General features: G+C 67.6%; 24 protein-coding genes. 17 read left to right on the top strand and 7 right to left on the bottom strand.

Annotation, left to right across the window (positions count from 1 at the left end):
- Positions 1–25: 25 nt before the first annotated feature.
- Entirely contained in the window at positions 26–499 is a 474-nt protein-coding gene (locus ACSION_RS08910; RefSeq protein WP_093490714.1) for a glycine zipper 2TM domain-containing protein, read from the top strand.
- Positions 500–590: 91 nt separating this feature from the next.
- Here the strand turns inward: ACSION_RS08910 and ACSION_RS08905 are convergent, their stop codons facing one another.
- Positions 591–800: a cold-shock protein gene (locus tag ACSION_RS08905; RefSeq protein ID WP_093490713.1), complete on the bottom strand. Its 210-nt coding sequence runs from the start codon at positions 798–800 to the stop codon at positions 591–593.
- A 230-nt stretch (positions 801–1,030) separates the two neighbouring features.
- Between ACSION_RS08905 and ACSION_RS08900 the strand changes: the two genes are divergently transcribed.
- Genes ACSION_RS08900 through ACSION_RS08885 form a run of 4 tightly spaced genes read left to right on the top strand, consistent with a single transcriptional unit; the run spans position 1,031 to position 4,329 of the window.
- Positions 1,031–1,516 carry a DUF456 domain-containing protein gene (locus ACSION_RS08900; RefSeq protein WP_435305689.1) on the top strand — a complete coding sequence of 162 codons (486 nt, stop codon included), beginning with the start codon at positions 1,031–1,033 and terminating at the stop codon, positions 1,514–1,516.
- Positions 1,517–1,568: 52 nt separating this feature from the next.
- On the top strand, positions 1,569–2,753 hold the full coding sequence (locus ACSION_RS08895; protein WP_435305688.1) for a phospholipase A: 1,185 nt from the start codon (positions 1,569–1,571) through the stop codon (positions 2,751–2,753).
- On the top strand, positions 2,753–3,172 hold the full coding sequence (gene arsC, locus ACSION_RS08890; protein WP_435305687.1) for an arsenate reductase (glutaredoxin): 420 nt from the start codon (positions 2,753–2,755) through the stop codon (positions 3,170–3,172). Before ACSION_RS08895 ends, arsC begins: the two co-directional genes overlap by 1 nt.
- Before the next feature lie 47 nt (positions 3,173–3,219).
- Entirely contained in the window at positions 3,220–4,329 is a 1,110-nt protein-coding gene (locus ACSION_RS08885) for a sterol desaturase family protein (protein WP_435305686.1), read from the top strand.
- Positions 4,330–4,442: 113 nt separating this feature from the next.
- Here the strand turns inward: ACSION_RS08885 and ACSION_RS08880 are convergent, their stop codons facing one another.
- Positions 4,443–5,078, bottom strand: coding sequence for a glutathione S-transferase family protein (locus tag ACSION_RS08880; protein ID WP_435305685.1), 636 nt, complete (start codon positions 5,076–5,078; stop codon positions 4,443–4,445).
- A 53-nt stretch (positions 5,079–5,131) separates the two neighbouring features.
- Positions 5,132–6,649 (bottom strand): fumarate hydratase, encoded by a 1,518-nt coding sequence (locus tag ACSION_RS08875; protein WP_299343179.1) that lies wholly within the window; start codon positions 6,647–6,649, stop codon positions 5,132–5,134.
- Between the two features lie 114 nt (positions 6,650–6,763).
- Here ACSION_RS08875 and ACSION_RS08870 point away from each other — a divergent pair, with 114 nt between their 5' ends.
- From ACSION_RS08870 to ACSION_RS08840, 7 genes are all read left to right on the top strand, one after another.
- Positions 6,764–7,651 (top strand): RNA polymerase sigma-70 factor, encoded by an 888-nt coding sequence (locus ACSION_RS08870; RefSeq protein WP_435305684.1) that lies wholly within the window; start codon positions 6,764–6,766, stop codon positions 7,649–7,651.
- Between the two features lie 43 nt (positions 7,652–7,694).
- On the top strand, positions 7,695–8,135 hold the full coding sequence (locus ACSION_RS08865; protein ID WP_435306686.1) for a carboxymuconolactone decarboxylase family protein: 441 nt from the start codon (positions 7,695–7,697) through the stop codon (positions 8,133–8,135).
- A 45-nt stretch (positions 8,136–8,180) separates the two neighbouring features.
- The gene (locus ACSION_RS08860) at positions 8,181–8,825 is read left to right on the top strand and encodes a trimeric intracellular cation channel family protein (protein WP_435305683.1); all 645 of its coding nucleotides are present in this window, start codon (positions 8,181–8,183) and stop codon (positions 8,823–8,825) included.
- Between the two features lie 108 nt (positions 8,826–8,933).
- Positions 8,934–10,019, top strand: coding sequence for a sensor histidine kinase (locus tag ACSION_RS08855; protein WP_435305682.1), 1,086 nt, complete (start codon positions 8,934–8,936; stop codon positions 10,017–10,019).
- A 3-nt stretch (positions 10,020–10,022) separates the two neighbouring features.
- Entirely contained in the window at positions 10,023–10,871 is an 849-nt protein-coding gene (locus tag ACSION_RS08850; protein ID WP_435305681.1) for a LytR/AlgR family response regulator transcription factor, read from the top strand.
- A 243-nt stretch (positions 10,872–11,114) separates the two neighbouring features.
- Positions 11,115–14,201: an efflux RND transporter permease subunit gene (locus ACSION_RS08845; RefSeq protein WP_435305680.1), complete on the top strand. Its 3,087-nt coding sequence runs from the start codon at positions 11,115–11,117 to the stop codon at positions 14,199–14,201.
- 21 nt (positions 14,202–14,222) lie between these two features.
- Positions 14,223–15,323, top strand: coding sequence for an efflux RND transporter periplasmic adaptor subunit (locus tag ACSION_RS08840; protein ID WP_435305679.1), 1,101 nt, complete (start codon positions 14,223–14,225; stop codon positions 15,321–15,323).
- Positions 15,324–15,331: 8 nt separating this feature from the next.
- Here the strand turns inward: ACSION_RS08840 and ACSION_RS08835 are convergent, their stop codons facing one another.
- Positions 15,332–16,828, bottom strand: a complete 1,497-nt coding sequence (locus ACSION_RS08835) for a S8 family peptidase (RefSeq protein ID WP_435305678.1) — start codon at positions 16,826–16,828, stop codon at positions 15,332–15,334.
- 67 nt (positions 16,829–16,895) lie between these two features.
- Here ACSION_RS08835 and ACSION_RS08830 point away from each other — a divergent pair, with 67 nt between their 5' ends.
- The 4 genes from ACSION_RS08830 to ACSION_RS08815 are packed head-to-tail and all read left to right on the top strand — an operon-like array spanning position 16,896 to position 20,825.
- Entirely contained in the window at positions 16,896–18,758 is a 1,863-nt protein-coding gene (locus ACSION_RS08830) for an ABC transporter ATP-binding protein (RefSeq protein WP_435305677.1), read from the top strand.
- Between the two features lie 23 nt (positions 18,759–18,781).
- Entirely contained in the window at positions 18,782–19,987 is a 1,206-nt protein-coding gene (locus tag ACSION_RS08825) for a PQQ-dependent sugar dehydrogenase (protein ID WP_435305676.1), read from the top strand.
- 2 nt (positions 19,988–19,989) lie between these two features.
- Positions 19,990–20,382 (top strand): hypothetical protein, encoded by a 393-nt coding sequence (locus ACSION_RS08820; protein WP_435305675.1) that lies wholly within the window; start codon positions 19,990–19,992, stop codon positions 20,380–20,382.
- A complete protein-coding gene (locus ACSION_RS08815) occupies positions 20,379–20,825 on the top strand; it encodes a PaaI family thioesterase (RefSeq protein WP_435305674.1) in 447 nt (148 codons plus the stop codon). Before ACSION_RS08820 ends, ACSION_RS08815 begins: the two co-directional genes overlap by 4 nt.
- 656 nt (positions 20,826–21,481) lie before the next feature.
- Here ACSION_RS08815 and ACSION_RS08810 read toward each other — a convergent pair.
- The 3 genes from ACSION_RS08810 to ACSION_RS08800 are packed head-to-tail and all read right to left on the bottom strand — an operon-like array spanning position 21,482 to position 23,810.
- Entirely contained in the window at positions 21,482–22,279 is a 798-nt protein-coding gene (locus tag ACSION_RS08810; protein ID WP_093490696.1) for an amidohydrolase, read from the bottom strand.
- A 30-nt stretch (positions 22,280–22,309) separates the two neighbouring features.
- Positions 22,310–22,624: a hypothetical protein gene (locus tag ACSION_RS08805; RefSeq protein ID WP_435305673.1), complete on the bottom strand. Its 315-nt coding sequence runs from the start codon at positions 22,622–22,624 to the stop codon at positions 22,310–22,312.
- Between the two features lie 34 nt (positions 22,625–22,658).
- A complete protein-coding gene (locus ACSION_RS08800) occupies positions 22,659–23,810 on the bottom strand; it encodes a pyridoxal phosphate-dependent aminotransferase (protein ID WP_435305672.1) in 1,152 nt (383 codons plus the stop codon).
- Positions 23,811–23,881: 71 nt separating this feature from the next.
- On the opposite strand from ACSION_RS08800, the gene ACSION_RS08795 reads away from it, so the two are divergent.
- The gene (locus tag ACSION_RS08795) at positions 23,882–24,388 is read left to right on the top strand and encodes a DUF3293 domain-containing protein (protein ID WP_435305671.1); all 507 of its coding nucleotides are present in this window, start codon (positions 23,882–23,884) and stop codon (positions 24,386–24,388) included.
- Positions 24,389–24,462 lie beyond the last annotated feature (74 nt).

The raw sequence follows: 24,462 nt of genomic DNA, 5'->3' as shown, positions 1-24,462 counted from the left end.
CCCGTCGCACACCAGGAGGCTCCCCATGAATACGCGTCTGCTCGTCATCGGCCTGACCGCTACCGTCGCCCTCGCCGGTTGTGCCAGCACCTCCCCCGGCTATGGCAGCAGCGGCTACGGTGGCGGCTACAGCGCGCCGGCCAATCGCTACTGTGCGGACTGCGGCATCGTCGAACGCATCGATGTGGTCTCGTCCGGCCGCAGTGCGCCGTCGGCGACAGGCGCCGTCCTCGGCGGCATCGTCGGTGCCGTCGCGGGTCGCCAGATTTCCGACCGCACCGGAGGCAGCGAGGGCAACAAGAACGTCTCGACGGTCGCTGGTGCGGTGGCCGGTGCGGCCGCTGGCAACGCGATCCAGAAGCGCACCACCGGCGACACCTACAACGTCACGGTCCGCATGGACGACGGTCGTCGCGTGACCATCAGCCAGCACGACCTGGGTGGCATTCGCGAGAACACCTATGTGCGCATCCAGAATGGTCGTGTCGTATTGCGCTGAAGACCCATCCTGAGAGCCAAAGAAAAAGCCCGGCAGATGCCGGGCTTTTTCTTGCGGAGCCCGCGCCAGGCGCGGTACGCGTTACGATCACTCAGGCGGGTTCTACCGCATCGGCCTGCAGGCCCTTCTGGCCCTGCACGACGGTGAAGGTGACCTTCTGGCCTTCCTTCAAGCTCTTGAAACCCTGGGTCTGGATGGCGCGGAAGTGTACGAACACGTCTTCGCCATTCTCGCGGCTGATAAAGCCGAAGCCCTTGGCATCGTTGAACCATTTAACGGTTCCGGTTTCACGCTCGGACATCTAGTTGCTCCTTGGAACGGGTGGTGGTTACGCCTCTCGGCGGCTGGTTGCAAGGAGGACACGAGGTACAAGCGATGCAGCGGATCATTGGATCTACCCCATCAGGCCACGGTGCACGGTGACCTTGGCAACGACAGCGGCCGCACAGTAACCCGGCATTTGGCAAAATGCAAACGCTTGAACGAGAAAGTCAACCCCCCGGCAAGCCCTTGATTCCCTAGGAGAATTGTTTGGACATCCAGTATCTGTACTACGCCGTGGCCATCGTGTTGATCCTCGTGGGCATCGCCGGGGTCATCCTCCCGGCCCTGCCCGGCCTCCCGCTGGTGTTCGCCGGCATGCTGCTCGCGGCCTGGGCGGGGGATTTCCAGCAGATCGGCTGGGTCACTTTGGTGGTGCTGGGCCTGCTGACCGCACTGTCCTTCGCGGTCGATATTTTCTCCACGACGATCGGCGCACAGCGGGTGGGCGCCAGCAAGAAGGCGCTGCTGGGCACCGTCATCGGGACCTTTGCCGGCCTGTTCTTCATGCCTATCGGCCTGCTGGCAGGCCCTTTCATCGGCGCCCTGATCGGTGAGCTATGGCATGGACGAGAGTTCCGCCAGGCCACGAAAGTCGGCCTCGCGACCTGGCTGGGCATCGTGCTCGGCGTCGTACTCAAGCTGGGGCTGGCCTTCGCGATGCTGGGGCTCTTCGTCTTCGCCTGGTTCTTCTGACCTTCGCGCGCCGGCTGGCAGAATGGCGGCGCCCCCATCGAGCGACCCCTGCATGACGCATTGCATTCGACTGCTCCCCCTCGTAATCGGAGTTACGTGCGCACTGAGCGCCCATGCGCAGGAAAGCGCGCCGGTCGTGACATCGGCCGAAGCCTGCTTCCTGCTGGAGAACGACGCCCAGCGCCTGGCCTGCTACGACCAGGCCCTGGGACGCACCGCCGCCGACACCCGTCGCGCGGATGAAGAAGCGGTGGCGGCGAAGGAAGCCGAGGCCGCCGCCCGCGCCAAGGCCCGGGCCGAAGCCCGCACCGCCGCCGAGGCGCAGGACGATGATGTGGCCCTCAGTGAGCGCACCCGTCGCCGCCTGGGGGCGTGGTTCCGCGCGGACGACCCGGCGGACGCCGACCTGATCGCCAACGCCGGGCGCGGTTCGTTGCTCGACAGCCGCTGGGAGCTGGCCAAGGACTCCAAGCTGGGTGTCTTCCAGCTGCGCGGCTACAAGCCGGTTTACCTGCTGCCCGCCTTCTGGACCAGCCAGGTCAACGAGACTCCGACCTCGCCGAATCCCGACAACACCGTCACCACGCCGCAGAACCTGCAGGACATCGAGGCGAAGTTCCAGCTGAGCTTCAAGACCAAGTTCGCCGAGAACCTGTTCGGCGACAACGGCGACCTGTGGGGCGCCTACACCCAGAGCTCGCGCTGGCAGGTCTTCAACGGCGAGGAATCGCGCCCGTTCCGCGAGACCAACTACGAACCGGAAGTGATGCTGGTGTTCCGCAACAACTACAGCATCGCCGGTTGGAAGGGCCGCATGGCCGGCATCGGCATCAACCACCAGTCCAACGGGCGCAGCGATCCGCTGTCGCGCAGCTGGAACCGGGTGATCGCCACCATCGGCCTGGACCGCGAGAACTGGGCGTTCGTCGTGCGGCCGTGGTATCGCGTGCCGGACGGGAACGACGACGACAATCCGGACATCGAGGATTACATCGGCCGTGGCGACGCGATGCTGACCTATGCGAAAGGCGGCCACGTGTTCACCGTGCTGGGACGACACTCGCTGCGCGGCGGCGACGATTCGCACGGCGCGTTGCAGGTGGACTACGGCTTTCCGATCAACCGCACCTTCCGCGGCCATGTGCAGGTCTTCCATGGTTACGGCGAAAGCCTGATCGACTACAACCACAAGGCCACCTACCTCGGCCTGGGCATCTCGCTGCTGGACTGGTACTGATGGACGACGTGACGATCTACCACAACCCCGGTTGCGGCACCTCGCGCAATACGCTGGGGCTGATCCGCAATGCCGGCATCGAGCCGCGGGTCATCGAATACCTGCAGACGCCACCTGATCGCACGACGCTGGTGTCGCTGATCGCGGCCATGGGCACGCCCGTGCGCGAGGTCGTCCGGACCAAGGAGGCGCTTTACTCGGAACTGGGCCTTGCCGACGCCGATGATGCGGCACTCATCGACGCCATGCTGGCCCATCCGGCGCTGATCAACCGCCCGATCGTGGTCACCGCCCTGGGCACGAAACTGTGCCGCCCTTCGGAAGCGGTGCTCGACATCCTGCCGCAACCGCAGCGCGGCGCCTTCAACAAGGAAGACGGCGAGGCAGTCGTGGACGCGGCCGGAAACCGCATCGTCTGACGTAAGATCGGGCGCAGGACCTGTTTCGCCTGCCAAGGAAGCCAACCATGCTGCGCCCGCGCCGTTCGTTCTTCGCCTATGCCTCTGCCCTGTTGGGCGTGCTCAGCCTGATGGCGGTGCTGTGCTTCCACTATCCGGAACTGCTGACCAGCAAGGAGTTCCGCGCGGCGTACAACGAACAGTTCGCCCGCCACCTGCTGCTGGTCGGGCTGGTTGCGGCGTTCGTGCTGGGTACCGTGGCCATCCTGCGCGACCGCAACAAGCGCATCGCGCTGATCGGTGTGGGCGGAGCCACGCTGGCGGTGCTGCTGGGCGGCACCAACGTGCAGTTCGACGCCATCGGTAAGACACCGTACTCGCTGGGCCTGGACTGGTTCGTGATCTCGCTGTTCTTCTCGGCGCTGGTGTTCGTGCCGCTGGAACACTACCTGGGCAAGCGCCGGATCTCGCCGTTGCGTCCCGGCTGGCGCACCGACGTGACGTACTTTTTCATGAGCCACATGCTGGTCCAGTTCATCCTGATCCTGGTGACGGCCTCCACCTCGACCATCGCCGGCCTGGCCGCGTTCCCCGCGCTGAAGGACGCCATCCAGTCGCTGCCGGTCTGGGCGCAGTTCCTGATCGCCGTATTCGTCGCCGACCTCGCGCAAGCGCTGCTGCACCGCGCGTACCACAACATTCCGTGGCTCTGGCGCTTCCATGCCGTGCACCATTCCAGCCGCGAGATGGATTGGCTGGCCGGCTCGCGCATCCATATCGTCGAGATCGTGCTGACCCGCAGCGCGGTGCTGTTGCCGCTGCTGGTCCTCGGCTTCTCGACGCCGGCGGTGAATGCCTACGTGATCCTGGTGGGCCTGCAGGCCGTGCTGGCGCACGCCAACCTCGGCATCCGCTTCGGCTGGCTCGAATACCTGCTGGTGCTGCCGCGCTACCACCACTGGCACCACGCGCGGCACAAGGATTACCTGGACGTGAACTACGCCATCCACCTGCCGCTGGTGGACATGCTGATGGGCACGTTCAAACTGCCACCCAAGCAGGAAGCGTGGCCCGAAGAATACGGCGTGATGAAGCTCGAAACGGTTCCGCGCGGCATCGTGCGCCAGCACCTGATGCCGTTCCAGGGCGGCCGGAAGTTCGACGAGTACGTGGACTGAGTTGCCAAGGCAATCGGTGTGGGAGCGACGTGAGTCGCGAAACTAGGTGACCCAAGCGATGCGAGCCGGAGAAAAGCTCGCGACTTACGTCGCTCCCACAAGACGCTTGTCCACTACGTCCAATCGGTCAACCCTTCCCGCGCATAGACGTCCTTGAAGCTCGGCAGCGCCTTCATGCGCTGTGCGTAGGCCTGCAGCGCCGGCCAGGCATCGGTGGGCTTGGGCATGTTGCGCGACCAGCGCATCAGCATCGTCAGCAGGAAGTCGGCCGCGGTGCGCTGCGCGCCCAGCAGGTAAGGGCCATGCGCTTCGAGATGCTCGGCCACCTGTCCCCACGCCTTTTCCAGCTTCGCCCGTGCGTGCTGCTGGGTGGCCTCGACATTGGCCTCGCCGGCGATCTCGTCGGAATAGAACCACGCGCGGTACGCGGGCATCAGCGTGTTGGCGCAGAACAGCATCCAGCGGTAGTACTGCGCACGCTGCGTGCTCGCTACCGCAGGCGCCAGTTCGGCACGCGGATGCGTATCGGCGAGATGCATCAGGATCGCGGCCGTCTCGGTGATCACCTGCCCATCCATCACCAGCGTGGGCACCACGCCGGCGGGGTTGAGCTTCAGGTACTCCTCGGATTTCTGGTCGCGCTTGTCGAAGTCCAGCTCATGCAACTCGTGCGGAATGCCCAGCTCGATCAGCAGCCAATGCACGACCAAACTGGCAGTGCTGCGGGAGTAATACAACGTCGTCGTCATGCATCGGCTCCTGGAACCCACGGCCCTCGCCCGGCAGGCGAGGGAGACAGCGCTTATGCCACCACTACCGGAATCTTCCCGATCCGCGCCTGCCACTCCTTCGGGCCGGTCTGGTGCACCGAGGTGCCCTGCGAGTCGACCGCGACGGTCACCGGCATGTCCTGCACGGTGAACTCGTAGATCGCTTCCATGCCCAGGTCGGCGAAACCGACGACCTTCGCCGCCTTGATCGCCTTGGAGACCAGGTACGCCGCGCCGCCGACCGCCATCAGGTAGGCCGACTGGTGCTTCTTGATGGCCTCGATCGCCGCCGGGCCACGCTCGGCCTTGCCGACCATGCCCAGCAGGCCGGTCTGCGCCAGCACCTGTTCGGTGAACTTGTCCATGCGGGTGGCGGTGGTCGGGCCCGCCGGGCCGACGACTTCATCGCGCACGGGATCGACCGGACCGACGTAGTAGATGAAGCGGCCCTTCAGATCGACCGGCAGCGCCTCGCCCTTGTTGAGCATGTCGACCATGCGCTTGTGCGCGGCATCGCGGCCGGTCAGCAACTTGCCATTGAGCAGCAGGACTTCGCCCGGCTTCCAGTTGGCGACGTCCTCGCGGGTCAGCGTGTCGAGGTCCACGCGACGGCCCTTCGATGCGTCGTAGGTCAGTTCCGGCCAGTCCTCCAGCGACGGCGGGTCCAGCATCACCGGCCCGCTGCCGTCGAGGGTGAAGTGCGCATGGCGCGTGGCGGCGCAGTTCGGGATCATCGCCACCGGCAGGTTGGCCGCGTGGGTCGGGTAGTCCTTGACCTTGATGTCGAGCACGGTGGTCAGGCCACCCAGGCCCTGCGCGCCGATGCCGAGTGCGTTGACCTTCTCGTACAGCTCCAGGCGCAACTCTTCGGCGCGATTGGACGCGCCGCGTGCCTGCAGGTCGGTGATGTCGATCGGCTCCATCAGTGATTCCTTCGCCAGCAGCATCGCCTTCTCGGCGGTGCCGCCGATGCCGATGCCTAGCATGCCCGGCGGGCACCAGCCGGCGCCCATCGTCGGCACGGTCTTCAGCACCCAGTCGACGATGGAGTCGGACGGATTGAGCATCGCGAACTTCGACTTCGCTTCGGAACCACCGCCCTTCGCAGCGACGATCACGTCGACGGTGTTGCCCGGCACGACCTTGACGTTGACCACGCCCGGCGTGTTGTCCTTCGTGTTGGTGCGCTTGCCGGCCGGGTCGGCCAGCACGCTGGCGCGCAGCTTGTTGTCCGGATGGTTGTAGGCGCGGCGCACGCCCTCGTGGACCATGTCCTCCACGCCCATCGTGGCGTCGTCCCAGCGCACGTCCATGCCGATCTCGAGGAACACGGTGACGATGCCGGTGTCCTGGCAGATCGGCCGATGGCCTTCGGCGCACATGCGCGAATTGATCAGGATCTGCGCGATGGCGTCCTTCGCGGCGGGCGACTCCTCGCGGTCATAGGCCGACGCAAGGCTCTTGATGTAGTCGACCGGGTGGTAGTAGCTGATGTACTGCAGGCCGTCGGCGATGGACTGGATGAGGTCTTCTTGCTTGATCGAGGTCATGGGACGTGAAGCCGGGGGCTGCCGGTGGGGTAGCGGGCGGAAGCGCCCATTTTAGGCCAAAGTGACTCCGTGCCCGGCTGTCACGCCACGTCGCCCTGCCCCGTCTTTGGTCGCATGAACGCCGAAAACACCTTCGAAACCCACCGCTCCCGTCTTTTCGGGCTCTCGTACCGGCTGCTGGGCAGCCGCAGCGACGCCGAGGATGTCGTCCAGGACACCTGGCTGCGCTGGCAGCAGACCGACAAGACCGGCATCCGCGACCCCGAGGCCTGGCTGGTCACCGCCGCCACCCGTCTGGGCATCGACCGCCTGCGCGCGGCGCGCGTGCAGCGCGAGCACTACACCGGCCCGTGGCTGCCCGCGCCCTCGGACATCGACGAGGCCCCCGGCCCGGAGCGCACCGCCGAAGTTTCGGAACAGGTCTCGCTGGCCTTCCTGGCGGTGCTGGAACGGCTGGGCCCGGAAGAGCGCGCCGCGTTCCTGCTGAAGGAAGCCTTCGACTACGACTACGCGCAGATCGCGCCCCTGCTCGGCCAGAGCGAAGCCAATTGCCGCCAGATGGTCCACCGCGCGCGCGAACGCGTGCAGGCGGGCCGTCCGCGCTTCGATGTGCCGCCGGAGAACCACCGACGCCTGCTGGAGCGCTTCATGGACGCCGCGCGCCGCGGCGACCAGCCTGCGATCGCGGCCCTGCTTCGCGAGGACGCGCAACTGGTCTCCGACGGCGGCGGCAAGGGACAGGCGGTCATCCGTCCGTTGCTGGGCGCGATCCGGATCGCGCGCTTGTTCTGGGCCGCGTATCGCCGGCAGGACCCGGCCATCGCCTGGCGCATGGGCACGGCCAACGGCGAACCGGCGATCCTGCGCTACCGCGATGGCGTGCTGGTCGCGGTGATCGTGGCGATGAGCGACGGCGAGCGCATCAGCGAGATCTTCACCGTGGCCAATCCGGACAAGTTGGGCACGGCTGTCACGGCGAAGGACGGTGGCGCGTCCTGGTAGTGAAGGTGGCCGGTGTGGCCGCCATTGAGGCACTGCCATGAGCATGAAATTCCATCGCGTCGACTATCCCAAGCATGTTCCCGAGGCCTTCCGCGGCCTCTACGCCACCAGCACGGCCGTCCACAACGGCGTGCTGGGAAAGGAGTTCCTCGAACTCATCTTCCTGCGCGTCTCGCAGATCAACGGCTGCGCCTACTGCATGGACATGCACAGCAGCGCACTGGTCAAGGCCGGGGTGGAGTCGCGCAAGCTGCACACGCTGGCCGGTTGGCGAGACAGCCGCTTCTTCGATGCCCGCGAAGGCGCGGCACTGGCCTGGGCGGAGCAGCTGACCACGTTGCCCTCCGGCGCACCGGCCGACAGCACCTATGAGGCGCTGAAGACGCATTTCGACGAACACGGCATCGCCGAGCTGACCATGGCGGTGGCCACGATCAATGCCTGGAATCGCCTGGGCGTGGGGATGCAGCCGATCCTGGCCTGATCCGCGGCGCTCGCCGGCCCAGTGCGTGGGCGGCACAATATGGGGATGGATACCCTGGTGCTCATCCTCGACCTGGTCGGCACGTTCGTGTTCGCGCTCAGCGGCGCCATGCTGGGCGTGCGCCGCCGCCTGGACATCTTCGGCGTGCTGGTGCTGTCGTTCCTCGCCGCGACCGCGGGCGGCATCACCCGCGACCTGCTGATCGGCGCCACGCCACCGGCCGCGCTCAGCGACTGGCGCTATCCGGTCACCTCGCTGGCGGCGGGCGTGGTGACGTTCTTCCGGGCCTCGTTGATCGAGAAGCTGCACCATCCGGTGCGGCTGTTCGATGCGATGGGCTTGGCGCTGTTCGCGGTCGCCGGCACGCAGAAAGCACTGGAATACGGCATCGCCCCGCCGATGGCGGCGGCGATGGGCATGCTGACGGGCATTGGCGGCGGCATCGCCCGCGACCTGCTGCTGGCCCAGGTGCCGCTGGTGCTGCGCGCCGAACTCTACGCCGTGGCCGCGCTCGCCGGCGCATCGATCGTCGCCCTGGGGTACTGGCTGATGCTTCCGCCCCTGCCCTGCGCGCTGGTCGGCGCGGCGGTCTGCTTCGGTCTGCGCATGGCCGCCATCACCTTCGGCTGGCATCTGCCGGTGGCGCTGCAGTCCGGCGGCGACGGCGAACCACCCGGCCCACTGCGCTGAGGTCCGTCCCCGTGCGCCCAAGCGTGCACGGGGGCCGATGAGCCGTGCCGCATCGCGGGGCGCATGGCCTTAGCATGGCGGCATCTGCGTCCGTCCCCGTCCACCGCCATGGCCATCGCTGCATCCCACTCTCTCGACATGCCCCGCCAGCAGGCCTTCTGGCTGCTGCACCTGGGCGGCTGGGGCGCCTACTTCGCGCAGGGTTGCCTGTATGCGGTCGCGCACGGCAAGCCCTCCGGGTACTGGGTGGTGCCGCTGACGGCGACGATCACCGGCGCCGTGGTCACCCTCGGGCTGCGCTACCTGCTGCGCGCCTGCTGGGGGCTGCCACCGCGCCGTCTGCTGGCGGTGATGATGCCGGCCATCCTGCTCAGTTCAGCGGTCATCGATTTCGTCACCCGCGAGGCGCTGGTCGATTTCTGCGAAACCTGCCGGCCCTCCACCCGCCTGGAATTCCTCGCGTACTCGCTGGGCTACATCTACGTGGTGCTGGCCTGGGTGGGCGCCTACATGGGCATCAAGTACTACCGCCAGCTGCAGGGCGAAACCCAGCGCGCGCTCGCGGCACGCAGCATGGCCCACCAGGCGCAGTTGAAGATGCTGCGCTACCAGCTCAATCCGCACTTCCTGTTCAACACGCTCAACGCGATCTCCACCCTGATCCTCGATCGCGACAACGCCACCGCCAATCGCATGGTGCAAGGGCTGTCATCGTTCCTGCGCCATTCGCTGGACAACGATCCGATGCAGCGGGTGACGCTCCGGCAGGAACTGGACGCGCTGACGCTCTACCTGGACATCGAGAAGATCCGCTTCGCCGAGCGCCTGCGCATCGAGACCGACATCGACGAGGACTGCTGGCGCGCGTTGCTCCCCAGCCTGCTGCTGCAGCCGCTGGTCGAGAACGCCATCAAGTACGCCGTCGCCAAGCAGGTCGCCGGCGGCCTGCTCCGCATCGAGGCCCAGCGCGATGGCGAGCAGTTGGTACTGCGCGTGATCGACGACGGGCCGGGTTGCAGCAGCCTGGAGGGCAGCGAACTGCCGCCGGGCAAGGGCGTGGGCCTGCGCAATACGCGCGAACGCCTGCACGTGCTGTACGGCGACACCGGCGGTTTCTCGGTGCGCAATCGCGAACGTGGCCTGGAAGTGTCGCTGCGCCTGGCCTTCGAAACCTCGCAGACTCTCGGGGACTGACGCATGGATGCTTCCTCCCGATCGGAACCTGCTCCCCGCCTGCGCGCCCTGATCGTCGACGACGAACCGCTCGCGCGTCGCGGCCTTGAAATCCGCCTGGCCGCGCATCCCGACATCGAGATCGTCGGCCAGTACGGCGACGGCGCATCGGCCATCGCCGGCCTGCGCGAGCACCGCCCGGACCTGATGTTCCTCGATGTGCAGATGCCCGGCCTGGATGGCTTCCAGACACTACGGGCGATCCCCGCCAGCGAGATGCCGCTGGTGGTATTCGTGACCGCCTACGATCATTACGCGATCCGCGCGTTCGAGGCGTCGGCCACCGACTACCTGCTGAAACCGGTGGAAGATTCGCGGCTGGCCCAGGCGCTGGCCCGCGTGCGCCAGGCACGCGCCCAGCGCGAAGCCAGCGGCCACTGCGCCCACCTGCTCGGCCTGCTGGGCGAACTCAGTGGCCGTCCGCCGCTGGACCTGGACGAGGCCCTGAAGCCGGATGCACTCGACCTGCTGCGCCGCGAGGAGAAGCTCGCCGTGCGCGATGGCGGCCGCACCGTGCGCGTGGACCTGCACAGCATCCGCTGGATCGATGCCGCCGGCGATTACATGTGCATCCATGTGGACGGCGACGAAGCGAACGGCACCACGTTGATCCTGCGCGCGACGATGCGCGAACTGGAGAAACAGCTGGATCCGCAGCGCTTCCCCCGCATCCACCGCTCCACCATCGTCAACGCGCGTCGCGTGGTGGAAATGCGCCCGCACACCAACGGCGAAAGCTTCCTGCGCCTGGACTGTGGCCAGGAACTGAAGCTGTCGCGCAGCCATCGCGACAAGCTGGCGGTATTGCTGTAGGCGTCGCCGGCTTCTTGTGGGAGCGACGTAAGTCGCGATGACGGACGTTGAGACGGCCATCGCGACTTACGTCGCTCCCACAACAGCACCGCTCATCGCGCGTAACGCGAATTCTCAAGACTCGGTTCGTCGTCGCGCATCCACCACTCGCCGCAATGCGGCTTACCGCATGACTTCCGGGCCATAACGCCGCTCGTCACTGCGCGCATCGTGCGCACCGCCGACCACCACGCGGAACGTACGATGAAACTCACTGACGCCTCACTGCGCAATCCCGCCGCCGTCGCCGTGGTGGTGGCGATGGTCTGCGCATTCGGCCTGCTGAGCCTGGGCAAGCTGCCGCTGCAGTTGTTCCCGGACATCGAGCGCCCGCAGATGTCGATCCAGACCGGTTGGCGCGCGGCTTCGCCGCAGGAGATGGAATCCGAGATCGTCGAGCCGATCGAAACGGTGATGCAGGGCCTGCCCGGGCTGGAGGAGATGACCTCCAACGTCAACGCCGGCAACAGCTTCATCAACCTGACCTTCGCGGTCGGTAGCGACATGGACGCGATGCTGGTGGAAGTGCTCGCGCGGATGAATCGCCTGCAGCCGCTGCCGCGCGATGCGACGCCCCCCGTGGTGCAGGCCGGCGCGGACAACGCCAACAACTCGCTGACCTACTTCTTCGTGCAGAAGTTGCCCGGCACGCGCGGCGACATCCTCGACTATCGCCAGCTCATCGAGGACCGGATCGTGCCGCGTCTGACGTCCGTCGATGGCGTTGCCGGCGTGGAGATCAATGGCGGTGCGGAAGAAGAGCTGACCATCACCCTGGACCTGTCGCGGGCCGCGGCGCTCGGCATCCAGATTCCCGATGTGGCTGCCGTCGCCGCGCGCGCCACCGATGTCTCCGGCGGCGTAGTGGAAGCCGGTCGCCGTGAATACGTGTTGCGCTTCGCCGGACGCTATTCGCCCGAGGCGCTGGGCAACCTGATCCTCGCCTGGCGCGATGGCCGGCCGGTACGGCTCGCCGATGTCGCCACGGTGGAGGTCAAGCGCCCCGAGCAACGCTTCTTCGCCTACCAGAACGGCAATCCAGCGATCGGTTTGCGCATCCTGCGCGAGAGCGGCGCCAACGTGCTCGACACACTGGACGACGTGAAGCAGGTCGTCGCCGACGTGCGCGAGCAGGAACTCAAGCCCCTGGGCCTGGACATCGCCCAGAGCTTCGACGCGTCGGTCTTCATCAACCGTGCGCTCGGCCTGCTGTCGGGCAGCCTGACCGCAGGCGTGCTGCTCGCCGTGGGCTGCCTGTGGTGGTTCCTGCGCGATGTGCGCGCCACCGCACTGATCGCGTGTGCGATTCCCATTTCACTGCTCGCCACCTTCATCGTGCTGCAGCTGACCGGGCGCAGCCTCAACGTCATCTCGCTGGCCGGCCTGGCCTTCGCCGTGGGCATGGTGATGGACGCCGCCGTCGTGGTTGCGGAGAACATCGTGCGCCTGCGCGAGCAAGGCCTGTCGGCCACGCATGCGGCGCTGGAAGGCACGCGTCAGGTCGGCGGCGCGTTGGTCGCGTCCACGCTGACGACGGTCGCGGTGTTCCTGCCGGTCATCTTCATGGACGACGTCGAAGGCCAGCTCTTCGCCGACCTGGCGCTGACCATTTCCATCGCGGTGGGCATATCGCTGCTGATCGCCGTCACGGTGCTGCCCGCCGCGGCCGGCAGTTGGCTGCGCACGCGGCCTGGCGAGGAAAACCAGCATCGCTTCTGGTCGCGGCTCAGCGACTGGGCCTTGAAGACCACCGAAGGCCGGCCGCGCCAGCTCGCCTGGGTCGGCGGCCTGGTGCTCGCACCCGCCCTGCTGGCGGTAGTGCTGATGCCGCAGATCGACTACCTGCCGCCGGTGAAGCGCGCCGCGGTGGACGCGTTCTTCAACTTCCCGCCGGGGATGAGCCCCGAACGCGTGAACCGCGAGATCGCCCCCGCATTGCTGGAGCGCATGCGCCCGTACATGGAGGGCGAGAAGGGGCCGCAGCTCAGCAACTGGTACCTCAACCTGTGGCCGGGCGGCGGCACGCTGGGTGCGCGCGTGGTCGATCCGGACGACATCGGCGAACTCGAGCGCATCGTGCGCGACGAGATCGTGGTCGGCTTCCCCGATACGCGCGCTTTCGCCAGCGAAGGCGAGTTGTTCGGCAGTTTCGGTGGCTCGGCGCGCGCCATCGCCATCCACCTGCAGCACAGCGACGGCGATGCGCTGGCGCATGCGGCGGAGGCGGGAAGAAAAGCATTGTCCGAGCGTTTCGCCGGCGCCAACGTGCAGGCCTGGCCGAATGCCGACGGCGGCACCCCGGAGCTGCGCGTCAATCCCGACGACCGGCGCCTGGCCGAAGTCGGCTGGCGGCGCCCGGAGCTGGGCACGGTGGTACGCACGCTGGGCGACGGCCAATGGCTGGGCGAGCATTTCGATGGCGACCGCCGCCTGGCGATCATCCTGCGCAGCAACGGCGAGGACGACATCGCGCGCCTGGGCGATGCCCCGCTGGCCACGCCGCAGGGCGGTGTGCTGAGCCTGGCCGACCTGGCGCAGGTGGACACGGTGCTCGCGCCGAACCAGCTGCGCCGCATCGATCGCCGTCGCACGGTCACGCTTACCGTCGATCCTCCCGCGGCGATGTCGCTGGAAGAAGCGCTGGACATCGTCAACGAGGAGATCGTGCCGACCCTGCGCGACAGCCTGCCGCCGGATGCGGCCATCCGCATCTCCGGCAGCGCTGACCGCCTCGGCGAGGTGGTGCGCAGCATGGGCATCAACTTCGCGATGGCGCTGGTCGTGCTCTTCATGCTGATGGCCGCGATGTTCCGCTCGCTGCGCGACAGCGCCTTCGTCATGGCCACGCTGCCGATGGCCGTGCTGGGTGGCGTCGCCGGCCTGCGCGTCCTCGACCTGGTCGCCGGCCAGACGTTGGACCTGCTGTCGATGATCGGTTTCATCATGCTGCTGGGCATGGTGATCAACAACGCCATCCTGCTGGTCGCCCAGACGCGTGAAGCGCAGGCCGACGGCGCATCACTGGACGACGCGCTCAAGCAAGCGCTCGAACAACGCCTGCGCCCGATCCTGATCGCCGCCCTAACCGGCGTGCTCGGCGCGCTGCCGATGGCGATCAATCCCGGGCCCGGCGCGGTCATCTATCGCGGACTGGCCGCGGTGTCGGTCGGTGGCGTCGCGCTCAGCCTGCTGTTCACCGTGGTGCTCGTGCCTGCGCTGCTGCGCCTGGCCGGCCGCACCGCGCCACGTGCCATCGCCGAAGACCTGCCGCTCCCCCATCCCGTTTCCTGATCCCCTGCTCCGGAGAACGACATGCGTACCTTGCACAAATCCCTCATCGCCCTCGCGCTGGCCGGCGTCCTCGCCCTCCCCCTGCTCCGGCTGGACGCCGATGCCAGCGCCCCTCCTGCCGCGGCGGATGCGCCGCCCGCCATCGTCAGTGTCGCGCCGGCGGTTCGCACTGATTTCGCGCCGCGCCACTGGTCGCCCGGCAGCATCATCAGCCGGCAGGACGCACGGGTGGCGAGCGAGTTGGAAGGTCGTGTGCTGCAGGTCGCCGAGGTCGGACAGCGCGTGCGCGCCGGTCAGGCGCTGGCGGTGCTGGACGACACCGCACTGCGCCTGCGCGAGCGCGAGAGCGAAGCCGACCTCGCCCGCATCCAGGCCCAGCTCGATCTCGCCGCGCGGCAGGAGCAGCGGTACGCCCAGCTCGCCGCGCAACAGAACATCGCGCGCGCGCAATACGAACAACTGCGCGCCGACCGCGACGTGCTGGCGCAGGACCGTGCACGCGTGCAGGCCCAGCTCGCGCAGCTCCGCTACCAGCGCTCGCAGATGGTGGTGCGTGCGCCGTTCGACGGCATCGTCGCCGAGCGGCATACCCAGCGCGGCGAGTACCTGGTGACCGGTGCATCCGTGGCACGACTGGTGGACACCGCAGCGCCGGAAGTACGCGTGCGCGCCCCGGTCGACCTGGCCCGCCACCTGGAACGCGGCACCCTGGTGCGCGTGCGCAGCAGCGGCGCCGAACGCGACTATCCGGTGAGTGCACTGGTCCCGGTCGGCGATGAAGCCTCGCGCCAGCTCGAATTGCGGATCGCCGTGCGGGACCTGAAGGTCCCGGTGGGTACCGCGGTGGACGTCGGTCTGCCCAGTGCGGAAACCCGCAGCGTGGTCGCCGTCCCGCGCGATGCGGTCATCCTGCGCCGCGAAGGCGACTTCGTCCTGCGCGTGGACGCTGCCGGCAAGGCAGAACGCCTGGCAGTGAAGACCGGCGCGGCCGTGGACGACCTGGTCGAAGTCAGCGGCGACGTGCGCGCTGGCGACCGCCTGATCGTGCGCGGCGGTGAACGCGTCGAGCCCGGCCAGGCGGTGTCCGTGCAGCCGCTGGCGGTTGCGCTGGCGATGCGCTGACGCGAGCGTCAGCGCTCGAGTACGCGGGCACGGCCGGGGCGCGCGGGCGCACGCCCTTCGCCCGGTGCGCGCAGTACCGGAATCGCGGCAGCAGGCGACGTAGGCGCGGGACGCGAAGGAATGAGCGGCTGCGAGCCGTTCATGCGGACGAGGAATCGCGCGGGATCAAGGATTTTCGCCGCATCCAGGCAATCCAGGAACGGATACTGCCCTCCCGAAGCGGCGTCGTTCAGTCGCAACGGCGAAAGCTGCATGACCGCCATGCGTTGATACGGCGTGGCCAATGGCGCCGCCTGGTGCAGAGCCGCCGCGCAGGCGGCCACCATCGGTGCGGCCTGCGAGGTGCCGCCATAGGACGAGAGGCCACCGTTCAAACCGGCCGACTGGACGAATGCACCCGCGGCGAACAACGCCGTCGTCGTGCTGCGATTGCTGAAGCAAGTCGGCTGCCGCGGTGATCGCGAAGCCTCCGTGCAACCGAGGAAGGTGGTCGATCCCGCCGTCATGTCCCAGGTCGCCGCCACACCGAGCACATTGCTCAAGCAGGCCGGCGCGGCCATCCGTTGCAGATCGCCCTGGTTGCCGCTGGACGCCACCACCACGGTGCCTTGCGCATTCAAGGTATCGACGGCGCTCTTCAACGCGCTGAGGTAGGACGCCGACGCATCGCAGGCGCCTGCGAACAAGTCCCAGGTGCCCAGGCTGAGGTTGACCACGGTGGTGTCGGGATGTTGGGTCGCGATCCAGTCCAGCGCGGCGACCACGTCCGACGTGCAGCAGAAGCCGTTGCCGCCATCCATCACCTTGATGGCGACCAACTGCGCGGCCGGCAGCGCGCCCCGCGGCGCCACATTGCCGGCGCCGACCATGATGCCGCTGACGTTGGTGCCGTGGCCATGATCGTCTTCCGCAGCGCCTGCACCCGACTGCGTGGCCTGCCCGTTCGGACAACAACCACCGCTGCCGGAAAGCCGCGAGCAGAAGCATTGCTGGGCCACCACGCGCGGCGCCAGATCCGGGTGATCGGTATCCACGCCGGTATCGACGACCGCGACCTTGATGCCGGTGCCATCGAGTCCCACGCCCTGCAGCAGGTCCACCCGGTTGAGCACGGAACTTTCGTCCGCCGCGACGGCGCCGCCAGTGCCTCCCCGGTCCACGTCCACCTTGCGCACCCACACATTGCGTTCGAGTCGGCGCAGGACATCGGCGTCGGCCTCGATCACCAGCGCGGGCACGCGCGCGAAGCGCCGATGCAGCCGGTATCCGGCGGCCGGCAACGTGCCGAGCACCGCATCGCCCTGGCGGCGCAAGCGCTGTTCCTTCGCGATGGTCAGGTTGCGCGGCGTCCCCGCCGCACCCGCCCCGACGTCATCCATCAGCACCACGACGCGCGCACGCCCCTGCTGTTGCGCCACCTGCTTGGCCTGGAACGACACCTTTTCCGTGGCAACCGCCTGCGCGCCTGCCAACAGCAGGCACGCCATCACGACGAGCTTCTTCATCTCGACCCCCTGTGAGTTGGGCTAGATTACCCGCATCGCGGCATCGCCGCCGGCCAGCGCCCCCCTGATGCCGCCATCGCGCAACGCCCGAGCCACCGGACCCAACCTGCGCGAACGCTTCGATGCGATGCGCAACCTGGCGCCTTTCCTGCGCCAGATCTGGCAGACCAGCCGCACGCTGACCCTCGCCAGCCTCGGTCTGCGCGTCGTGCGCGCGTTGATGCCGGTGGCCACGCTGTACATCGGCAAGCTGATCATCGACGAAGCGATCCGCCTGGTCGGGCTGGGCCTGGGGTTCGATACGCTGGGCGACGCATGGCGCAGCGGCCAGCTCGACACGCTGCTGGGATTGCTCGCGCTGGAATTTGCGCTCGCCATCGTCTCGGACCTGTTGGGCCGACTGGTGAGCTACGCCGATGCGCTGCTGTCGGAACTGTTCACCAATGCCACCAGCATCCGCCTGATGGAGCACGCGGCGCAGCTCGACCTGGAGGACTTCGAGGACCCCGACCTGCAGGACAAGCTGGACCGCGCGCGCCGGCAGACCATGGGGCGGATGAACCTGATGAGCCAGCTGTTCGGCCAGGTGCAGGACGCCATCACCGTCGCGAGTTTCGCCGCCGGCCTGCTGGTGTACGCGCCATGGCTGATCGCATTGCTGGCGCTGGCGCTGGTGCCGGCCTTCGTGGGTGAGGCGCACTTCAACGCGCTGGGCTATTCGCTCAACTTCCAGTGGACGCCCGAGCGTCGCCAGCTGGAATACCTGCGCCAGATGGGCGCCAGCGTGGAAACGGCGAAGGAGGTGAAGATCTTCAACCTCCACCGGTTCCTGATCGACCGCTACCGCGCGCTCGCCGAGAAGTTCTTCGCCGCCAACCGCGCGCTGGCGCGCCGCCGCGCGCTCTGGGGTGCCCTGCTGGCGGGCCTCGGCACGCTGGGCTATTACGTGGCCTACGGCTACATCGCGTGGCGCACGGTGCGCGGCGATTTCAGCATCGGCGACCTGACCTTCCTCGCCGGCAGCTTCCTGCGCCTGCGCCAGCTGCTCGAAGGCCTGCTGATCGGCTTCTCGCAGGTGGCCGGACAGGCGCTCTATCTGGACGATCTGTTCTCGTTCTTCGAGATCGAACCCGAGATCGCCTCGCCCGCGGATCCCGTCCCGGTGCCTCGGCCGATCACCCGCGGCTTCGTGTTCGAGAACGTCGGCTTCCGCTATCCCGATGCCGAGCGCTGGGCCGTGCGGCACCTGGATTTCGAACTGCACGCCGGCGAGGTGCTGGCGCTGGTGGGCGAGAACGGCGCCGGCAAGACCACGCTGGTGAAGCTGCTCGCGCGCCTCTACGACCCGGATGAGGGCCGCATCCTGCTCGATGGACGGGACCTGCGCGAGTACGACCTCGACGACCTGCGCGCCAACACCGGCGTGATCTTCCAGGATTTCGTGCGCTACCACCTGACCGCGGGCGAGAACATCGGCGTCGGCCGCATCGAGGCCATGCACGACCAGGCGCGCGTGCGCGCCGCCGCCGCGCGCGCGATGGCCGACGAGGTGATCGAGGGCCTGCCGCGCGGTTACGACCAGCTGGTGGGCCGCCGCTTCAAGGACAGCGTGGATCTTTCCGGCGGCCAGTGGCAGAAGATCGCCATCGCGCGGGCCTACATGCGCGATGCGCAAGTGATGATCCTGGATGAACCGACGGCGGCCCTCGATGCGCGATCGGAGTTCGAGGTCTTCCAACGCTTCAAGGAATTGTCGGACAATCGGACCGCCGTGCTGATCTCGCACCGTTTTTCCAGCGTCCGCATGGCCGATCGCATCCTGGTGCTCAATGAAGGCCGGCTGGAAGCCAGCGGCACGCATGAGCACCTCATGGCCCAGGGCGGCCGCTATGCGGAACTGTTCGAACTGCAGGCCGCCGGCTACCGCTGACCTTCCCCACAGGAGACACGACGTTGCGCCACGTTCCCCACCGACTCGCCACCGCCCTGCTCCTCGCGCTGCCGCTGGCCGCGTGCAACTCCTCCGCCAAGAGCGACGCCGAAGGCCAGGCACCGGCGGCGGCACAAGCCGCGCCCGCCAGCCAGCCCGCGCAGACGCTGACCAGCGCCAAGGGCCAGATCCGCGTCACCCAGGTGGCAAGCGGGTTGGCCCATCCGTGGTCGCTGGCTTTCCTGCCGGACGGCGGCATGCTGGTCACCGAGCGCAGCGGCGCGCTGCGTCGCGTCGGTACCGACGGCGCGGTATCCGCCCCGATCACGGGCGTGCCGAAGGTATTCGCCACCGGCCAGGGCGGCCTGCTCGACGTCGTGCTGGCCCCGGATTTCGCCAGCACACAGCGCATCTATCTGAGTTACGCCGAACCCGGCGACAACGGCACCGCCGGCACGGCGGTCGCCTACGGCACGCTGGCCGGCGATGCGCTCACCGACGTCAAGGTGATCTATCGCCAGGAGCCGAAGGTCGACGGCCCGAATCATTTCGGCTCGCGCCTCGTGTTCGACGGCCAGGGCCATCTCTTCATCAGCCAGGGCGAGCGCAACAAGCGCGCGATGTCGCAGGAACTGGACAAGCTGCAGGGCAAGCTCGTGCGCCTGAACCTGGATGGCAGCGTGCCGCAGGACAATCCCTTCGTCGGCAAGACCGGCGCACGCCCGGAAATCTTCAGCTACGGCCACCGCAACATGCAAGGCATGGCGCTGGACCCGCGCACCGGCAAGCTCTGGCAGAGCGAGCACGGCCCGCGAGGCGGCGACGAGATCAACCTGCCCGAGGCCGGCAAGAATTACGGCTGGCCGATCATCACCTACGGCATCAATTACTCCGGCCAGCCGATTCCCGAGGCGGAAGGCAAGGCGAAGGACGGCATGGAACAGCCTTTCCACCTGTGGGAGAAGTCGCCGGGCGTGTCCGGCATGGCGTTCTATACGGGCCAGCCGGACAGTCCGTGGAACGACAGCGTGTTCCTCGGTTCGCTGGCCGAGCGCAACCTGATCCGCCTGACCCTGCAGGGCGACACGGTGCTGGGCGAGGAGCGCCTGCTCAACGAGATCGGCGAGCGCGTGCGCGATGTGCGCGTCGGCCCCGATGGCAACGTCTACGTGGTCACCGACGAAGAAGACGGCAAGCTGCTGCGGATCGAACCGCCGAAGGCGCCGTGATCATGCGCCCTCTGATTCGCACGACGGCACTGTTCGTCCTTGCCATGGCGGCGGCCACCGCCGCGCACGCGCAGTCGCCCACCGACTACACGCAAGCCAAGCAGCGCGCCGACGCCGATGAGGCCTCATTGCCGGCGGCCACGTCGCAGGCGATGCGCGATGCGCAATCGGGCGTACTCGGCGATGCGATCGCCGAATGCGCAACGCCCAATGCCGACACGGCGCCGTTCGTGATCGTGGCCGAGCTGGATGCCGGCGGCGCCGTCCGCCGCACCTGGCGCGATGGCGCAACGCCGCTGGCGATCTGCGTGCAGAAGCAGATCAACCGCAAGACGTTGACCGCACCGCCCCGCGCTCCGTTCTACACGTCTTTCGAACTGAGTTTCACGCCATGACCGATGCCGCCGACATCAACGCCTTGCTGCGTGCGCGGTTGCCAGCGGGCATGCCGTTGCAGATTCCGCCGCCCTGCCTGGTCGACATGCAGGGCGAGCCGGTGGAGTACGTGGAGGGCCAGTCGCTGGCGATGCGTTTCCCGGTGCTGCCGCGCTACCAGAACCCGATCGGGCACATGCAGGGCGGTTTCATCGTCGCGGCGTTGGACAACACGCTGGGCCCGTTCTCGTACCTGATCGCCCCACCCAGCGTGACAACGTCGCTCAATACGCAGTACCTGCGCCCGGTGACGCAGGAGATGCCGCACATCACCTGCCATGCGCGGTTGGTCGAACGCACGCGCAATCAGTTGTTCCTCGCCGGGGAGGTCCGCGACGACGCGGGCCGGGTGTTGGCGATGTGCCAGGCGGTGTGCCAGATCCTGCCGCAGAAGGCAGGTTGATCACGCGGCATCCGTCGGCGGCGGCGTCGCAGCTGTCATGAGCGTGATGTGCACAGAAATGCTTGAACGCATCGCGTTCACGCCTCTTGCGGTTGAACCCATGGAGACTGGTCATGGCGCCGCTCGCCGCGGAGGCATTCTTTCTTTGCTTGTGCAAAGAAAGAATCAAAGAAACACACCCCAGGCGGCACGCCCTGCGCTTCGCTCCGGGTTCGCGAGCGATCCGGGAATTTTCGTAAGGCACATCCATGTGCCATACGAAAACGCCGCCCATCCGGGGCGGCGCCCTGCGGGTTTTACCCGGCTCACTCGCCGTGCCTCATGGGGGCTAGAAAACCGGAGCAAAGGCAAAGCGCGCGTCGATCCTTCAGTCGCGGCTCTCGGGGCCCCTGAGGTCCGGCAGGCACGGCGGGTCAAACCCCGAAGGGGCGGCGCACAGGACGTGCGCCGTTTTCGGCCAGGGCAGGATGCCCCGGCCGAAAATTCCCGTCGTGACTGCGCACCCGCCGCGCAGCGGTGGGCGGACCGCCGGGGTGTGCTTTCTTTGCTTACTTTCTTTGCACAAGCAAAGAAAGTAAGGCCGCCGCGGCCAGCGGCACCATGTGTACTTGCCGACCAACGCGACGCCGCAGGCCCTGAAAACCTGCCGTAGCAGCTCAGCGCAACTCGAACCGATCCGCATCCAGCATCGCCGGGAACTTCTCCCGATGCGCCGCCAGCGCCGCCGCCGAGATCGTCGACGTCGCCACCCCCTCGCCCGCCGGCAACTCCACCACCGGCTGCCCCAGGAAATCGATCACCGCACTGTCGCCGCTGTACGCGTGCCCATTGCCATCCGTGCCCGCACGATTGACCGCCGCCACGTAGCACAGGTTCTCGATCGCCCGCGCCCGCAACAACGTCTTCCACGCATACGCCCGCGGTGCCGGCCAGTTCGCGACGAACAACTGCAGATCGAAATCCAGCTGTCCCGGCCGCTCCACGTCGTACCGGTTGCGCGCGAACACCGGGAAGCGCAGGTCGTAGCAGACCAGTGGATTGATCCGCCAGCCCTTCCATTCGAGCGTCAACCGCTCGCTGCCCGCGGCATACCGCATGTGCTCGTTGGCGTAGCGGAACAGATGGCGCTTGTCGTAGTGCTGCAAGTCGCCATCCGGCGTGGCGAACAGCAGACGGTTGAATACGCCCTCCGCCGTGCGCAATTGCACACTGCCGGTGATCGCCGCATTGAGCGTCGCCGCCTGCTCGCGGATCCACGCCACCGTGGCACCGTCCATGCCTTCGGCCTGGTCGATGGCCTCGTTGCTGAAGCCGCTGGTGAACGTCTCCGGCAGGACGACCAGATCGGTCTGCCCCGCGAGCGGCGCGATCAACGCCCCGTAGTAGTCGCGGTTGCCCGCCGGATCGTGCCAGCGGGTCTCGCCCTGGACGAGGGAAATCCGGAGATCCTGCATGCGACTACCGCCATCGTTGAATGAATGCGCTCAAGTGTACTTTCGGATGAAGGCGAAGTAGACCAGCACGGTGCTGACGACGATCAACGTCATCCGCATTCCATGCGACGCCAGCTCCCCCAGACTGAGCACCAGATAGGTGCCCCACGAGATGCCCCACGCGAAAAAGAACAGTAGACGTTCCCGCGCCCAGGGTCCTCGCCCGATCACGCGCTCGTTGAACAGTCGCCGCTTGAGCAGCCGCGGCCACCATAGGGTGGCGGCCAGTCCGATCACGCCATGGACGGCGACCAGCATCCCGAGCGCGATGCCGACCCATCGAACCAATGTCCAGAACACGTCCATAGAGCCTCCTCCTTGAGCCTCCGCAGGGAGAGGCCTACAAGTTCTTCAACCGCGCGATCGCCGCATCCAGCGTCGCCTCGTTCTTGGCGAAGCACAGGCGCGCCAGGCGCTGGCCGGCCGGCGGCGTTTCGTAGAACGGGGACAGCGGGATCGCGGTGACGCCATGCTCGACGGTCAACCACTTCACGAACTCGGCATCCGGCAGGTCGCTGACCGCCGAATAATCGACCAATTGGAAATAGCCGCCCGGCACCGTCAGCGGCACGAACTTCGTGCCGAGCAGCTGCTCGCGGAAGCGGTCGCGCTTCTCCTGGTAGAAAGCGCCCAGTTGCTCGTAGTGCTCCGGTTCCTGCCGGATCATCGCGGCGAAGGCGTGCTGCGCCGGCGCGAACGTGCAGAACACGTTGTACTGGTGGACCTTGCGGAACTCCGCGCTCAACGCCGGCGGCGCGATGGCGTAGCCGATCTTCCAGCCGGTGCAGTGGTAGGTCTTGCCGAAGCTGGAGACGACGAAGGCGCGCGCGGCCAGCTCGGGATACCGCAGGATCGATTCATGGCGGCGGCCATCGAACACGATGTGCTCGTAGACCTCGTCGGAAATCAGGTAGATGCCGGTGCCTTCCAGCAGCGCGGCCAGCGCGCGGATGTCCGTTTCGTCGAACATCGCGCCGGACGGGTTGTGCGGGCTGTTGACGATCAGCAGGCGGGTGCGCGGGGTGATCGCGGCGCGCACGCGGTCCCAGTCCACCGCGAAGGTCTGCGGGTCCAGCGGCACGTGCACGGCGCGCGCACCGGCCAGGTCGATCGCCGGTTCGTAGCTGTCGTAGGCCGGGTCCAGCACGATGACTTCTTCGCCCGGGCGCACCACCGCGTGGATGGCATTGAACAGCGCTTCGGTCGCACCGCTGGTCACGGTGATCTCGGTGTCGGGGTTCACCTCGCGGCCGTAGCAGCGCAGCACCTTCTCGGCGATGGCCTGGCGCAGCGGCGCCACGCCCGTCATCGGCGCGTACTGGTTGTGGCCGGCGCGCATGGCGGCGTCCAGTTCGTCCACCAGCCGCTGCGGCACCGCGAAATCCGGGAAGCCCTGCCCCAGGTTGACCGCGCCGTGCTCGGCGGCGAGCTGCGACATCACGGTGAAGATGGTGGTGCCCACCTTGGGCAGCTTGGTCTGCGGCTGGAACATCCCGGTTCAGGTACTCGGCGGAGGGGGAGCACGGAGTGTACGCGCTCGACGTTACGCGCGATGATGCGGCCATGGCCGAACACAGCGTTCCTGCCGACGGCGCCGCGAACGGGGAAGTCTCCGACGCCGAGCGCGCGCGGCTGGCGATCGCCTGGGCCGCGGCGCACTACTTCGTCACCATCGGCCGCAAGGAATGGCTGTTCTGCACGGGCCTGTCCGCCCCCGAGGTCGAACGCCAGGTCATGGCGGACCGCTATCTGTTCATCACCGCGTGGAATCCACCGCCCGGCGAGGCGTTGCGCGCGGACAACGACGCCGCGCAGGCTCGGCTGGAAGCGCGCGTGCAGGCGCTGGGGCTGGTGCTGCACCCGGCGCTGGGCTGCGACAACCGCGGTGGGATGGTCGAGTACGGCTGCCTGGTGCTGGATGCCACGCTGGCCCAGGCCGACGCGCTGGCACGGGAATTCGGCCAGGGCGGCACCCTCTGCTGGAGCGCGGGCGAGCCGGTCCGCCTGCGGATGATGTGGCCGCGCCCGGCCAGCGCCGATGGCGACCCGCACACGGATTGGGTGGGCTAGGACGGGGCCTCGCGGGGCGCGACCGTATGTCGCAGGCGGCCTGACGGGTGACACCGTTTAGAATGGGCGGCTGA

This window comes from Pseudoxanthomonas sp. LjRoot125, from assembly GCF_964252705.1.
Lineage (GTDB): Bacteria > Pseudomonadota > Gammaproteobacteria > Xanthomonadales > Xanthomonadaceae > Pseudoxanthomonas_A.
This window is presented reverse-complemented; position numbering and strand designations above follow the sequence as displayed.